Annotated in this window: 12 protein-coding genes and 1 pseudogene; 6 read left to right on the top strand and 7 right to left on the bottom strand. The window is 70.0% G+C overall.

Annotation, left to right across the window (positions count from 1 at the left end; translation table 11 throughout):
- The first annotated feature begins 64 nt into the window (after positions 1-64).
- Positions 65-355: a zinc-ribbon domain-containing protein gene (locus tag G3I56_RS27090; protein WP_164413326.1), complete on the top strand. Its 291-nt coding sequence runs from the start codon at positions 65-67 to the stop codon at positions 353-355.
- A 19-nt stretch (positions 356-374) separates the two neighbouring features.
- Here the strand turns inward: G3I56_RS27090 and G3I56_RS27085 are convergent, their stop codons facing one another.
- Positions 375-2,429, bottom strand: a complete 2,055-nt coding sequence (locus G3I56_RS27085; RefSeq protein WP_343240059.1) for a DUF1996 domain-containing protein — start codon at positions 2,427-2,429, stop codon at positions 375-377.
- Positions 2,430-2,679: 250 nt separating this feature from the next.
- Between G3I56_RS27085 and G3I56_RS27080 the strand changes: the two genes are divergently transcribed.
- Positions 2,680-4,044: an FAD-dependent oxidoreductase gene (locus tag G3I56_RS27080; protein ID WP_164413322.1), complete on the top strand. Its 1,365-nt coding sequence runs from the start codon at positions 2,680-2,682 to the stop codon at positions 4,042-4,044.
- A gap of 69 nt (positions 4,045-4,113) precedes the next feature.
- On the opposite strand, the gene G3I56_RS27075 is transcribed toward G3I56_RS27080, so the two are convergent.
- Entirely contained in the window at positions 4,114-4,455 is a 342-nt protein-coding gene (locus G3I56_RS27075; protein WP_164413320.1) for a YkvA family protein, read from the bottom strand.
- A 520-nt stretch (positions 4,456-4,975) separates the two neighbouring features.
- Here G3I56_RS27075 and G3I56_RS27070 point away from each other — a divergent pair.
- Complete coding sequence (locus G3I56_RS27070; protein ID WP_343240066.1) at positions 4,976-5,335, top strand: DUF485 domain-containing protein; 360 nt, start codon at positions 4,976-4,978, stop codon at positions 5,333-5,335.
- Positions 5,329-6,933: a cation acetate symporter gene (locus G3I56_RS27065; protein WP_164413318.1), complete on the top strand. Its 1,605-nt coding sequence runs from the start codon at positions 5,329-5,331 to the stop codon at positions 6,931-6,933. The genes G3I56_RS27070 and G3I56_RS27065 overlap by 7 nt, the downstream gene beginning before the upstream one ends.
- A gap of 48 nt (positions 6,934-6,981) precedes the next feature.
- Here G3I56_RS27065 and G3I56_RS27060 read toward each other — a convergent pair.
- The 3 genes and pseudogenes from G3I56_RS27060 to G3I56_RS27050 form a co-directional block, all read right to left on the bottom strand.
- Positions 6,982-7,610 (bottom strand): annotated as a pseudogene (locus G3I56_RS27060) (DUF6629 family protein).
- Between the two features lie 100 nt (positions 7,611-7,710).
- The gene (locus tag G3I56_RS27055; protein WP_164413316.1) at positions 7,711-8,538 is read right to left on the bottom strand and encodes a methyltransferase domain-containing protein; all 828 of its coding nucleotides are present in this window, start codon (positions 8,536-8,538) and stop codon (positions 7,711-7,713) included.
- A 45-nt stretch (positions 8,539-8,583) separates the two neighbouring features.
- On the bottom strand, positions 8,584-8,946 hold the full coding sequence (locus G3I56_RS27050) for a DUF6479 family protein (RefSeq protein WP_203690774.1): 363 nt from the start codon (positions 8,944-8,946) through the stop codon (positions 8,584-8,586).
- 166 nt (positions 8,947-9,112) lie between these two features.
- Here G3I56_RS27050 and G3I56_RS27045 point away from each other — a divergent pair, with 166 nt between their 5' ends.
- Positions 9,113-9,733 carry an L-threonylcarbamoyladenylate synthase gene (locus G3I56_RS27045; RefSeq protein ID WP_164413315.1) on the top strand — a complete coding sequence of 207 codons (621 nt, stop codon included), beginning with the start codon at positions 9,113-9,115 and terminating at the stop codon, positions 9,731-9,733.
- A gap of 82 nt (positions 9,734-9,815) precedes the next feature.
- Positions 9,816-10,022: a hypothetical protein gene (locus G3I56_RS27040; RefSeq protein WP_164312011.1), complete on the top strand. Its 207-nt coding sequence runs from the start codon at positions 9,816-9,818 to the stop codon at positions 10,020-10,022.
- Positions 10,023-10,108: 86 nt separating this feature from the next.
- Here G3I56_RS27040 and G3I56_RS27035 read toward each other — a convergent pair whose 3' ends face one another.
- Together G3I56_RS27035 and G3I56_RS27030 are read right to left on the bottom strand one after the other, a co-directional pair.
- Positions 10,109-12,037: a DUF2264 domain-containing protein gene (locus G3I56_RS27035; protein WP_164413313.1), complete on the bottom strand. Its 1,929-nt coding sequence runs from the start codon at positions 12,035-12,037 to the stop codon at positions 10,109-10,111.
- Positions 12,034-13,065, bottom strand: a complete 1,032-nt coding sequence (locus G3I56_RS27030; protein ID WP_203690772.1) for a hydroxyacid dehydrogenase — start codon at positions 13,063-13,065, stop codon at positions 12,034-12,036. Before G3I56_RS27030 ends, G3I56_RS27035 begins: the two co-directional genes overlap by 4 nt.
- Positions 13,066-13,249 lie beyond the last annotated feature (184 nt).

Raw genomic sequence — 13,249 nt, 5'->3', positions numbered from 1 at the left:
TTCTGAGGGGGCCGGACCGACAATCGAACAGACGCACCGACGCACCGACGACAGGACTTGCAACGTGATCATTTTCGGCACCAAGGGATACCTCTACCAGCTCGCGATACTCACGCTGGTGTGCGGCCAGTGCGGGAATCCCTCCGCGCACGCGCTCCGGAAGCGCGTCACCAAGTTCACCCTGTTCTTCGTGCCCCTGTTCCCCTTCTCGACGAAGTACACGACCCAGTGCACCTTCTGCGGTGCGGAGCAGAAGGTGACCAGGGAACAGGCGGAGCAGATGCGGGGCGTCGACGGCGGTGCCGGATCCGGCGGCCGGACCGACACGCCGCCGCAGCAGTCCTACCGGCCCTGAGCAGAGGCTCCCGGGGTCGTCATCGTGATGCCTGCCGGATGCGGCGCAGCATCAGGAAGCCGGCGATCAGGAGAACCGCTCCGATCCCGGCCGGCCACAGCTGGGTTCCCGTGTCGGCGAGATCTCCTGTGACGGCCTGCGGTTCGGTCTGCGGGACGGAGACGTCACCGTTGCCGTTGCCGTTTCCTTCGTCCGCGGTCGCCGCGCCGCCTGCCTGGCCGTCGGCGTCGTCGGTCGGCGACGCGGCCGACTCGGCTCGCTGGGTGGCCGGCGGCGACGTGTAGGCCTTGGGCTCAGCTTCGACGGGCTCCTTGGTGGGAGGGGTGCTCGCCGGGTCCGGTGCCTGTGTACTCGGGAGGGACGAGGGGGGAGACGAAGGGGAGTCCGAGGGCTCCGGGGTCTCGTCGTCGCCCGGGGTGACCGTGGGGTCGGCGGTCGGCTCGTCGGTCCCACCGGACGGCGGGTCGGGAGTCGGCGCGGGGCTGTTTCCCGGGTCCTCGCCGTTCGAGGAGCCGGCGCCGCACTGCCGGCCGGTGTTGATGCAGTCGACCATCTCCCGCATCAGGTCCTCGTCGAAGACGTTGATGAAGTCGCCGTGGTCCGTGACCGGCTTGTGCAGCTGCTCGGGGAAGGAGTCGACCGCGAACAGTGGCACCGTACGGCCGCCGTCCTGGAGGCTCGGCGCGTCGACGTCGTAGACGATGCGCTGCACCAGCTGCGGAATCGCCTGGAAGTCGTTCGCACAGTTTCCGGCGGCGTCGGCGAACGCCACGTGGGTGCGGTGGTTGGCGCTGTCGATGTTCCTGCCGTCCCAGCAGCTCTGGAACCTGAACGTGCGCACGACGTCGCTGCCCTGGGGGCACAGCGGGTACTTGTCCTTGAGCTGCCGGTCCTCGAACCCGGTGCAGCTCCAGGAGGCGTTGACGTTGGCGTTGCCGTTGACGAACGCCTTAGCGTCGCCGGTGATGATGCGCAGCAGCTTGGGCATGGCCACGACCTGGCCGCGCGGGTTGCCCACGAACGTCATCGTGACCTGCGAGGGCGTGACGATCTCACCGGCGTTGCCTTCGATACCGCCGCCGGGAGACTGGGCGTCCTGTTCCTGCGCACCGTTCTGCAGGCGCAGGACGGGCCAGAAGTAGGAGGATCTGTCGCCCTGGTCCACGCAACTGGTCTGCGCCGCGGCCAGGTCGTCGTTGCTCGCGAAAGCGTCGTTGGACTGGTTGCCGACGTAGTCGTGGAAGTGGTGTGCGCCGTTGGAGACGCCGGGGGCCACGATGACGTTGTCCGAGTTGAACAGGCCGTTCGCGTTCACACCGCAGCTGGTGGCGAAGGTGCCACGGGAGGCGTTGTTCTCCGGGGACGGGAACTGCGCGTTGGGCTGGACCGTGGTGATGTCCGCGAAGTCGCCGGCGACCGGCCCGTTCCCGGCCTGGCCACCGTTGCCGCTCTGCTGGTCCTCCTGGCCGCCCTGGTCATCGCCCTGACCATCACCCTGGTCCTGACCGTCTTGACCGTCCTGGTTGCCCTGACCGTCCTGGTTGTCGCCGTTCTGGTCGCCGTTCTGGTCCTGCCACTCCCCGGTCTGATTGCCGGAGGCACGGAACTCGCAGGCCGCCAGGTCCTCGATGCCCTGCGGGCGGTCTCCCACCCGGTCGATGGCGATGGCGATGCGCTCGATGGTCGCGGCCCGCTTCTCCTTCAGCGGGTTCATGATCGCCGAGTCGGCGAAGCCGCTGTCCTGCTGCATCGCCTGCGTCGACTCCTGCAGCCGCTGATAGGCCTCGGCTATCTGCTGGTCCAGGGCGGCGAGTTCGCCGTCGACCTCCGACCGGGCCTCGTCCGGCACGAACGCCAACTGGTCGCCGACATCGGGGCAGTCGATCGTGGCGGCTCCCGAGGACAGTGTCCGGTCGGTCCCGCTCCGCTGAGCCGAGTCGCCCCTCTGACCTCCTTCGGTGGCCGAGGCGTACACGTTCCCCACGACCAGTCCACCTCCGCCCAGCATCAGGGCGATCGCCGCAAAGGTGGCGCGGCGGGGGCCTGTTGGGCGTCTGCGCGTGTTACGTCCCACGGAAGTACTCCGCATCATGGCCGATTCGACATGGAAATGTCCCCAGTCCCATACGCAGCCGGACTCACGGGCGTTCAAGCGCCACACGGATTCATACGAACCTCTAAGAAAACACGGTGTCCAGGAGGGTCCCACAGACCCATAAGTCCAGTTTATGGGCTCATAACCCGGACCCCCGTACCAGCTTAGGCTTGCCTTAGTTTAGGCTTCCTTCGAAGATCTCTTGTCCTCGCTCGAAGGGAACCTGATCATGCCTCGCCCTCTGCGGGTGGCCATTGTCGGAGCCGGCCCCGCCGGGATCTACGCCGCCGACGCGTTGCTGAAGTCCGCAGTGGCCGCGGAGCCCGGCGTGTCCATCGACCTGTTCGAGCGGATGCCGGCCCCGTTCGGTCTGATCCGGTACGGCGTCGCCCCCGACCACCCCCGCATCAAGGGCATCATCACGGCCCTGCACCAGGTGCTCGACAAGCCGCAGATCCGTCTCTTCGGCAATGTCGACTACCCGGGCGACATCAACCTGGACGATCTGCGCGCCTTCTACGACGCGGTGATCTTCTCCACGGGAGCCACGGCCGACCGGGCCCTCGACATACCCGGAGTCGAGTTGAACGGCTCGTACGGGGCCGCCGACTTCGTCTCCTGGTACGACGGACACCCGGATGTTCCGCGTACGTGGCCCCTCGACGCGGAGAAGGTCGCGGTCCTCGGAGTCGGCAACGTCGCGCTCGACGTGGCGCGGATTCTCGGCAAGACGGCGGACGAACTGCTGCCGACCGAGATCCCGCCGAACGTCCACGAAGGGCTCAAGGCCAACAAGGCGCTCGAAGTCCACGTCTTCGGCCGCCGTGGCCCGGCGCAGGCCAAGTTCAGCCCGATGGAGCTGCGCGAGCTGGACCACTCCCCCAACATCGAGGTCATCGTCGACCCCGAGGACATCGACTACGACGACGGCTCGATCGCGACCCGGCGCGGCAACAAGCAGGCCGACATGGTCGCCAAGACGCTGGAGAACTGGGCCATCCGCGACATCGGCGACCGGCCGCACAAACTGTTCCTGCACTTCTTCGAGTCACCCACCGAGATCCTCGGCGAGGACGGCGAGGTCGTCGGTCTGCGTACGGAACGGACCACTCTCGACGGCACCGGCAACGTCAAGGGCACCGGCGCCTTCAAGGACTGGGACGTGAGCGCGGTCTACCGTGCCGTGGGCTACCTGTCCGACAAGCTGCCCAAGCTGCCCTGGGACGTCGAGTCGGGCACCGTCCCCGATCAGGGCGGCCGGGTGATCGAGGAGACCGGCGAGCACCTCGCGTCGATGTACGTCACCGGCTGGATCCGGCGCGGCCCCGTCGGGCTCATCGGGCACACGAAGGGTGACGCCAACGAGACCGTCGCCAACCTCCTGGACGACTACGCGAACGGCCGACTGCCCGAACCGGCTTCGCCCGCCCCCGAGGCGGTGGACGCGTTTCTCGGCGAGCGGGACGTCCGCTTCACCACGTGGGAGGGCTGGCACCGGCTGGACGCCGCGGAGAAGGCCCTGGGAGAGCCCCAGGGACGCGAGCGGGTGAAGCTCGTCGAGCGTGAGGACATGCTCCGGGCCAGCGAGGCGTAAGCAGGTCCGCAACAGCGACAGGGCTCGACTCGCGGGTGCCGCGAGCCGAGCCTTCGTCGTCCTCGTCCCTCACCTGGATTTGTCCAGGCGGCCGACTGGATCCGGGCCGCCGGTCGCAACGGATTCGGACTGCCCTCCGAGGCCGAACTCCCGCGCCTGGTTGCGCATGCTGCGCAGGGCCAGCAGAAGTACGCCGATGTCGTCGAGGTAGACGGGATCGGGCACGAGGTCGGTCGGGAGCACCAGGTAGGCGACCGCCCCCCAGAAGACCCAGCGCGAGCCCGTCGGCAGCCCCGCGCGGCGCAGGTCCCGGCGGGTGCGGACCAGCCGGACCATCAGGGTGCCCGCCACGGCCAGCGCGGCCGCTGCCAGGACCGCGACGATCACAATCACTGTCGTGGTGGAATCCATCACCCCTCCGCTGTTCCGTGTGTGCCTCTGCTCCGACCTTCCTACCCCTCGGCTTCCCCTTCACCACGTCTCCACACCGCGGCCTCCCCACCTTTCCGGCACGGCGCATTTGAGACAGTCCGAGCTGGGGACAGTACGGACCTGGTCCAGCCGCGGCGAATTTCCGCAGGTTGCGCCGGACGACAAAGCGCCCGCGAGGAGCGCGAATGAGCCAGTACTCAACAGTGGTCCACAGCCCGTTGATTGTTCCGGAGCGCCGCTGCCATAATCCGCTTCCTGACCCGCCGTCACCCATTCACTCGGCAATACGTCCGGATTCACGATTCGCCCGCCAAGCCCGCACAAGAACGTGACTCCGGCCTTTTCCGTCACCCCTGGTGAGCTGGCTGACCGACGGCTCGGAAGAGTTGGATGCGCGACATAATGCAGCGAAGAAGGTGCGTTTGTGTCCAATTATTTCACGCGGCCGGACGAGCCGCCCGCATACGGCCCGACGTACCCCGAACCCACGCCGGAACGGGTGATACACAGCCATCCTGAATTTCAGTCAATGCGCAAGGGGTATCGCCGCTTCGCGGCGGTGTCGACAGCACTCTCCGTCGGCGGATTCCTCCTGTACGTCCTGTTGTCGAACTTCGCACCCGGCATCATGAATCAGCCACTCGCCGGTCATTTCACCCTCGGACTCGCGCTCGGACTGGGGCAGTTCCTGGTGATGGTGGTGACCGCCTGGCGCTACGTATTGCGCATGCGCACCAGCTTCGATCCGGTCGCCCGGGGGCTGCGCGACCAGTTGGAACAGTCTCGGACCGGACAGCGCCGTCCCGCCGAGCGGGCCGGCGCCCGTCCGCAGAGCACGAGGGAGTACCGCAGGTGGTGACCATCGGTGCCGGAGTCGTCGACCCGTTCAGTCGGCAACTGACCTTCGTACTGTTCCTGTCGGTCGTCGTGGTCACGCTGTTCGCCGCGCTGCTGATCGCCCCGCAGCGCGACGAGGTCGCCGAGTTCTATCTCGGCAACCGGGAGATGTCGCCGCTGCGCAACGGGCTGGCGATGTGCGGGGACTACCTCTCGGCCGCGACCCTGCTGGGCAGTACCGGACTGGTCGCCCTCACCGGCTACGACGGGCTGTTGTACCTGTGCGGCACCACGGTCGCCTGGATGATGGTGATCCTGGTGATCGCCGAACCGCTACGCAACTCCGGCAGGTTCACCCTCGGGGACACCCTCGCGCTGCGGCTGCCCCAGGGTGGACGGGCGGTCCGGCTCGCGCTCTCCATCTGCACCCTGACCATCTGCTGCCTCTACCTGGTGGCCCAACTCGTCGGCAGCGTCGCCCTGTTGACCCAGTTCACCGGCGTGCCCAGCACCACCACCCGCACCTTGTGCGTCGTCGTCATCGGCACCATCGTCATCGTGTACGCCTCGCTCGGGGGTATGCCCGGCGCCACGTTCATCCAGATCGTCAAGGCCGTGATGCTCATATCCGGCGTCGCCGTCACGGCCGTCATGGTGCTGCACCGCTTCGACTGGAACCTCGACGCGCTGCTGGAAGCAGCCACCGAGAACAGCGGCCTCGGCCAGCGGTTCCTGGAGCCCGGTCTGCGCTACGGCGCGAGCACCACCAGCAAACTCGACTTCCTCAGCCTCCAGTTGGCCATCGTGCTCGGCCTCGCCGCACTCCCCCACGTGATGATGCGGCTGCTCGCCCCGCGCTCCACCAACGTCCTGCGCTCCTCGGTCGTGTGGGCAGCGGGTCTGGTCGGCTTCGTCTGTCTGGCCGCCGGCATCCTAGGCCTGGGCGCCACCGCTCTCGTGGGCCGCGAGTCCATCATCGACACCGACCCGAAGGGCGACGCGGCCGTCCTGCTGCTCGCGCAGTCCATCGGCGGCGGGATACTCACCGCGCTCCTGTCCTGCCTGGCCTTCGTCACGCTGCTCGCGGTCGCGGCCGGTCTCACCCTCGCCGCGGCCTCGTCCCTCGCCCACGACCTGTACGGCGAGGTCATCCGCAAGGGACGCGCCACCCAGGCCGAGGAACTGGGCGCGGCCCGGCTGGCGGCGGTGCTCATCGGCATGCTGGGGATGGCACTGGCCCTGCTGTCGTGGGAGACCAACGTCTCGACGCTCGCCTTCCTCGCCTTCGCCATCGCCGCGTCCGCTCTGCTGCCCACGCTCCTCTACAGCCTGTTCTGGCGCCGCTTCAACTCCCGGGGCGCGCTGCTCAGCCTGTGCGGCGGGCTGGTCTGCTCGGTGCTTCTGGTCGTGTTCTCGCCGGTGGTCTCGTCGACCTCCTCCTCCATCTATCCGTCGGCGGACTTCGCCTGGTTCCCGCTGCAGAACCCCGGCATCGTCTCCATCCCGGCGGGCTTCCTCCTCGGCTGGCTCGGCACTGTCCTGACACACCGTCAGGAGACCTCCTCGTACGAGGAGTTCGAGGTCCGCGCGCTCGTCGGAGCCGGGGCCTACACCGAGTAGGGCGTACGGCTCCCATGGCTCGGCCGGCTCCCCCGGGGACCGGCCGCGTCAGTGCCCTGGCAGCGGGCGTCCGCGTGCCCAGCCCAGCAGGACCAGGGAGCAGAGCGCGGCGAGGGCGCACCAGGTCGACATGAACTCCAGTCGCCACAGCGCCCAGCGCAGCGGCGCGCCCGCCCCGGCCAGGATCCCGAACAGCATCAGACGGCGGTCACCGGAGAGCAGCAGGGAGCCGACCGTGGCGAGCAGATAGCCCGTGATGAGCGGTCCGGAGTGGGACAGCTGGATGCCGTACCCGACCGTGTGGCCGCGGATGTCCGCCGTCACCCGGTGGGTCGCCAGGTTGTGCGCGAATGCCGTGCTGGTCGCGATGCCCACGGCCAGCGGCAGCAGGAGGCGGTGTCTCACTCTCCTGGGTGCCGCGCACAGGACGGCCGCCGGCACCCACAGGGCAAGCAGCGGGAGGGCGATGGCGGCCCAGACCATGGTTGCCGGGCCGGTTCCGCCGCCCGCGCGCCAGACCAGGGACTCGAGGATCTGGTGGGCCCCAGGAGCAACGGCAACGCGGCCAGTGGCAGATCGCGGCCTCGGCCCGCCCGGGCCACCGCCGTCACGCTCGCCACGCCCACGGCGGCGATGCCCACGCCCGCCACCAGATCAGCCGTCGCACTCCAGCACATCACGCCGCCACAGGGTCCGTCGTCTCAGGCCTCGGCCTCACAGCGGACCACGACCCGACTCCGGCCGCATGCCGGGCGCCGACGCCACCCCGGGGGCAGGTCAGACGGGGCGGTGCGCCACCACGGCGAACATCGTCACCGACATGTGCAGCGCGCTCCGCTCCGCGGCCTCGGTCAGCACCGCGTACAGACGGTCGCGCTGCTCCTCGGTCATCAGTCCGCGCCGCACGGTCGACTCGCCCATCATGCGGACCAGGGGCCAGGGCACCGCCTGGTTGTCCTGGATCAGCGCCTGCGAGCCCTGGTCGTCGATCACCAGCCCCGCGGCGGACAACTGGTCCGGAAGCCGGCGTCCCGAGTACGGGTTGGCCGCCGCGGCCAGGGTTCCCGCCATCAGGGCGGCCACCGTGTCGGGATCACCGGGGTGCAGGAGGGCGGTCGCCCAGTCCGAGTCGATGAGCACCACACGTCCGCCGGGGCGCAGGACCCTCGCGATGTCACCGACGGCCTTGTCCGGTTCGGACAGGTGTTGCAGGACCCGCTCGCACCAGACCACGTCCACCGTGGCGTCGGGCAGCGGGAGGGCGAGCGCGTCACCGTCCAGGAAGCGGGCCGTGCTGCCGGCCGCCGCCGCCCGTCGCTCGGCGACCTCGCGCAGCGCCGGGTTCGCCTCGATGCCCACAGCGTCACCGGCCGGGGCCACAGCCGCCGCCAGGGCCAGGGTCTGCGAGCCCGTGCCACTGCCCACGTCGATCACGTGTTCGCCCGGACGCGGGTTCAGCGCGCTCTGCGCCCAGGAACGCAGCCGTCGTACGCCGTCGGCCCCGTCCTGCGCGTCCAGACCCGCCACGAGCCGTCCGACGTCCGCCGTGGGGAAGTTGCGTGCGTGGAACTCCGAGGTGGGCCGTGTGTCTGGTGTCTCCCCCATCCGGCCCACTCTATGAGCCGGGTCACGCACGGACCACCAGAAAGGTCACTTCCGACCGGAGCCGCCGGGCGACCAACGCGGGCGGCTCTGGTCCTCACCGCGTTTCGAGCCGGAGGAATCGAGGTTGTGCGGATCGATCCGCACCTCCTCCCCAGAGGTGCGCGGCACCTCGTTGGGCTCGCGCATCTCCCGCTGCTCGTGCACCGGCCCGGTCTCCGGCAGCCTCGGCTGCTCCTCGGGCCTGGGCGGAGGCGACTCCGCCTCCTTGGTCTTCACTCCCAGCCGGACGGCCCAGATCAGCAGGGCCACCACGATCAGGCCACCGGCGAAGGCGGCGATCACATTGAGTACGTTGCTCGATGCGGCGAGTACCTGTCCCGCCTCTGCTGCTGCTTCTGCCGTGTTCATGGTCGCCGAGTGCCCCGGAACCGTCCGACTACGCACACCCCCACCTGCGCCAGCCGCCACCCGGCCACCGGAGGGACGCGGGCACGGGGGTACGGCGGAGCCCCGCCGACCGGGCACTGGTACGGGACTGCGCGGGTTCGGTGACGCGACGGCATAAGCTCGACGGATGGCAAGGTACTTCGACGTCCATCCCGACAACCCCCAGCCCCGCACGATCAGTCAGGTCACCGACAGCATCCGCTCCGGCGCGCTGATCGCCTATCCGACGGACTCCTGCTTCGCGCTGGGGTGCCAGCTCGGCAGCCGTGACGGCATCGACCGCATCCGGTCGATCCGGCAGCTCGACGACCGTCACCACTTCACTCTCGTGTGCCAGAACTTCGCGCAGCTCGGCCAGTTCGTGCAGGTCGACAACGACGTGTTCCGGGCCGTGAAGGCGTCCACGCCGGGCAGCTACACGTTCATTCTCCCGGCGACGCGCGAGGTGCCGCGCAAGCTGCTGCACCCGAAGAAGAAGACCGTCGGCGTGCGCATCCCCGACCACGCGGTCGTGCAGGCCCTGCTGGCCGAGCTGGGCGAACCGCTGCTGTCCAGCACGCTGCTGCTCCCCGACGAGAAGGAGCCGCTGACTCAGGGCTGGGAGATCAAGGAACGGCTCGACCATGTCGTGGACGCGGTCGTCGACTCCGGGGACTGCGGCACGGAGCCGACAACCGTCATCGACTTCTCCAGCGGCGAGGCCGAGATCGTACGCCGGGGCGCGGGAGACACGTCACGGTTCGAGTGACGGCTCCCGGGCGCGGTGCGGGGTGCGATCAGGGCGTGGGCTGTGCATGGTGGTAGGAGGTCCGGTCGAGCAAGGAGACGTCATGCCGATCCAGCACTCCGATTCGCCCTCTCCCTCCGACGACACCACCACCCCCGACGTCCTGTTGCACACCGGTGCCGAGCACGGCGCGTCGGCCGAGGATCTGGTGCTCGCGACGGGCCGTGACCTCACTCCGCGCAGCCTGGCGTGGGCGGAGCGGAAGCTGGCGGAGGAGGGTACTGCGGCGATGGACAAGTTGTTGCCGTGACGATGCCGTTCGTCGGCTGCGGGCAGGTGGGTGCTTGTCGCTCCCCCACTCTCGGCGCAGCCGCAGATCGGCACAGCCCCGCGCCCCTATCGGGGCGCGTCGTGCTGCACGGTCACCGGCTCGAAGGCGATCCGGGTACAGGTCCCGTCCTCGGCCCAGTGCACCTCGACCGCCATGCCTCCGAACACTTCCACGCCCGCGACCACCCGCTCGGGCACGAGCGGCTGCGGGTCGGCCGTGAGGACCGCCAGGGCCACGTGCAGTGAGGTGCCGGACGTCTCGCCGGTCAGGCGTGGGACGAGGGCCCAGCGGGTGTAGGCGGTGCCCTGCGGGGCGCGCGCCTCCTCGGCCTCGGGAGTCCAGCCGTACAGGCCGTGCAGCGCCGACGTCACCTCCTCCTCGGGGCCGGTCGCCCAGCCCGTGTGTGTGACGCGTGCGCCGGCCGGGGCGCCGGTCACGCGGTGGACGCGCAGTTCGTGGCGGCCTCGTACCACCGTGACGCTCTCCACCTTCAGCCCCGGCACCATGGGCGGCCCGGCGGTGAAGACGGGGCGGTGCCAGGACGCGGCCCAGCCCCAGCCGTCCCCGTGGCCCGCGCCCAGCGGGTGGATACGGCGGCGCACGCTGCCCCGGCCGCCGATCTCCACGGACAGGTGGTTGTCGGCGATGTTGCCGGGGGCCGTCGGGCCGGAGTGGGTCGAGTAGGCCTGGCGGCCGTAGTGCGGATCACCTTCGGCCGCCGTCTCGCCCTCGTGCGGGCGGACGTGGTCGCTGCCGTGGTTGTGCAGCCGTACGATCCCGTCCGCGCGGGTCGACTGCACCAGCAGCCCCGGTGCGGGCAGCGCGAGCACCCGGTCGCCCTCCTCGACCGGCGCCGGTTCCTCGCGTGCCGTCCACAACGGGGAGTCTGCGGGGGCGAGCAGGGAGACGAAGGCCTTCGAGGCCCAGTACGGGGACGCCGGGCCCGAGTAGGTCTGCAGGGTCGCCTGGTGGGGGCCGTGCCAGCCGAGGGTCAGCAGGCCGTCCTCGGCCAGGGCGCCCCGGTCCACGAAGTGGCGCAGGCTGCCGCTGATCAGACGTCGGCTCGTCCCCGGGGTGAGGGGGGTGTGGCCGGTGAGGGCGCCCAGGCCGACGGCGGCGGAGGCGGCGAAGCGGTACGAGAGGGAGCGGCCGAAGTGGATCGGTGCGCCGTCCCCGCCGAACATCAGCGCGAAGCCGTCGAGGTGTTCGCGCAGGCGGGGGCCGTAGTGGGCGGACAGTCCGTGGTCGTCTCCCAGGTGGGCGTCGAGGACCGGGTACAGGTGCAGGGCCCAGCCGTTGTAGTGGTCGAAGGCCCGGCCGTCGCCGTCCGCGTACCAGCCGTCGCCCCGGTACCAGGTCTCCATGAGTTCCAGGGCCCGCTCGCGTGCCCTGGCCGTCTCGGCGTCACCGCGCCCCACGGACTCCAGGAAACCGGCGACCGTGTAGGGGAAGAGGTACCAGTTGTTCGGGGCGGGCGAGTGCCGCAGCGAGCCGCGCAGCCAGTCCTCCGCCCGGTCCTGTACGGCGGAGTCGAGCCGTTTCCACAGCCAGGGCGCCGTCAGTCTGAGGCCTAGGGCCACGGAGGCCGACTCGACCATCGGCTGGCCCTGTACGTCGTGGTCGAGGATGAGCGGCCAGGACTCGGTGTCCGTGCGCCCGGGCGTCAGGGTGCCCGCCGTGAGGCCCTGGGCGTACCGGTCGAGCCAGCCGTGCGGGTCGTCGCCGCCCGCGCCCGCCACCCGGAAGGCGGCGGCGAGGAAGGTGCGGGCGTAGCCTTCGAGGCCGTCGGAGCGTACGCCCGAACGCGACGGGACGCCGGGCAGGTCGAGCAGGGCTCCGCCAGGGGTGCTCCAGCGCCACGCGGCAGCCAGCAGCCCGTCCGCCACAGCCTCCCAGTGGGCGCGGGTGTAGCCGGTGCGGGGGCTCAACTCGCGGTCCTCGGGCGGGAATTCGAAGGGGATGCCCCTGCTGCTGATACGGGTCGTGCTGCTCATGCGAGGAAGGCCAGCCTTTCGCGTCGTACGGGATGGCGGAATCCCGCGCCGGATGCCCAGTTCTCCGTCTCGGCGACGGCGAGGTCGGCCAGGCGCCGCCACTCGTTGCCCTGGGATCCGGCCAGGTGGGGGGTGAGGAGTGCGTCGGGGCAGTTCCACAACGAGTGGTCGGGCGGCAGGACTTCGGGGTCGGTGACGTCGAGCACTGCGCGGATGCGGCGCTCCCGGACGGCGTCGGTGAGGGCGTCCTGGTCGACGACGCCGCCCCGGGCGGTGTTGATGAACACGGCGCCGGGGCGCATGGCGTCGAGCAGGGCGCGGCTCACGAGGCCCACGGTGGTCGGCAGCAGGGGGGTGTGCAGACTGACCGTGTCGGAGCGGGCGAACAGCGCGTCCAACTCGACGCGCTCCACGCCGAGTTCGGCCACATCGGCGTCGGTGACGAAGGGGTCGTACAGGAGGATGTCGAAGTCGTGGGGGCGCAGCAGTTCGATGACTCGGCGGCCGATCAGGGAGGCGGAGACGATGCCGACGGTCCGGCGGTAGTTGCCGATCGCGTGGGAGGTGCGCAGCCAGTTGTCGCGGGTGTGGGTGGTGGCGTAGGCGTGCGCCCGTTCCAGGACCTGTTTACCGGTGAGCAGGATCATGGCGAGGGTGTACTCGGCGACCGGCAGGGCGTTGGCCGCGGCGGCGGACGACACCTCGATGCCGCGCTCCCAGCAGGCGTCGGTGACATGCGGCCGGACACTGCCCGCCGTGTGCACGACCGCCCGCAGCCGGGGCGCCGCCGCGAGGGCGTCGGCGTCCAGTACGGGGCAGCCCCAGCCGGTGACGAGCAGGTCGACGTGGGCGAGGATCTCGCGTGCGCGGTCGGTGCCGAAGTCGTCGAGGACCGGGAGCGGGGCGAGGTCGCAGACAGCGGCGAGAGCCGTCAGCGAGGCGGGGTCGAGGACGGCGGCCGCGGCGTCCGGGGACATGGCGAGGGCGGCACGTGGGCGGAAGCCCGGGCCCGGCGAGGACATGGTCATACGAGGTCCGCTACTCCTTGACGGTCGGTAGATCCACTGCACGAGCCGCTGTTCGACGGAACCGGCGGTCGGACCGCCCCACACGGACCGACGGCTTCCTCTGGCCGTGGTTCCGCATACGGGAATCCTGATCGACTCAAGGGAAACGGTCAAGAGAGCGATCAGAAGAAACCAAAGCGGTCAA

Origin of the sequence: Streptomyces sp. SID12488 (assembly GCF_010548275.1) — a bacterium.
Taxonomy (GTDB): domain Bacteria; phylum Actinomycetota; class Actinomycetes; order Streptomycetales; family Streptomycetaceae; genus Streptomyces.
Note: the sequence above shows the minus strand (reverse complement) of the source record. Positions and strands in the feature narration are given on the sequence as shown.

Bases quoted from the DNA above. Each gene is read 5' to 3' on its own strand.
- G3I56_RS27030 (WP_203690772.1), bottom strand. From the start codon at position 13,065: ATGACCATGTCCTCGCCGGGCCCGGGCTTCCGCCCACGTGCCGCCCTC.
- G3I56_RS27045 (WP_164413315.1), top strand. From the start codon at position 9,113: ATGGCAAGGTACTTCGACGTCCATCCCGACAACCCCCAGCCCCGCACG.
- G3I56_RS27035 (WP_164413313.1), bottom strand. From the start codon at position 12,037: ATGAGCAGCACGACCCGTATCAGCAGCAGGGGCATCCCCTTCGAATTC.
- G3I56_RS27075 (WP_164413320.1), bottom strand. From the start codon at position 4,455: ATGGATTCCACCACGACAGTGATTGTGATCGTCGCGGTCCTGGCAGCG.
- G3I56_RS27050 (WP_203690774.1), bottom strand. From the start codon at position 8,946: ATGAACACGGCAGAAGCAGCAGCAGAGGCGGGACAGGTACTCGCCGCA.
- G3I56_RS27055 (WP_164413316.1), bottom strand. From the start codon at position 8,538: ATGGGGGAGACACCAGACACACGGCCCACCTCGGAGTTCCACGCACGC.
- G3I56_RS27080 (WP_164413322.1), top strand. From the start codon at position 2,680: ATGCCTCGCCCTCTGCGGGTGGCCATTGTCGGAGCCGGCCCCGCCGGG.
- G3I56_RS27040 (WP_164312011.1), top strand. From the start codon at position 9,816: ATGCCGATCCAGCACTCCGATTCGCCCTCTCCCTCCGACGACACCACC.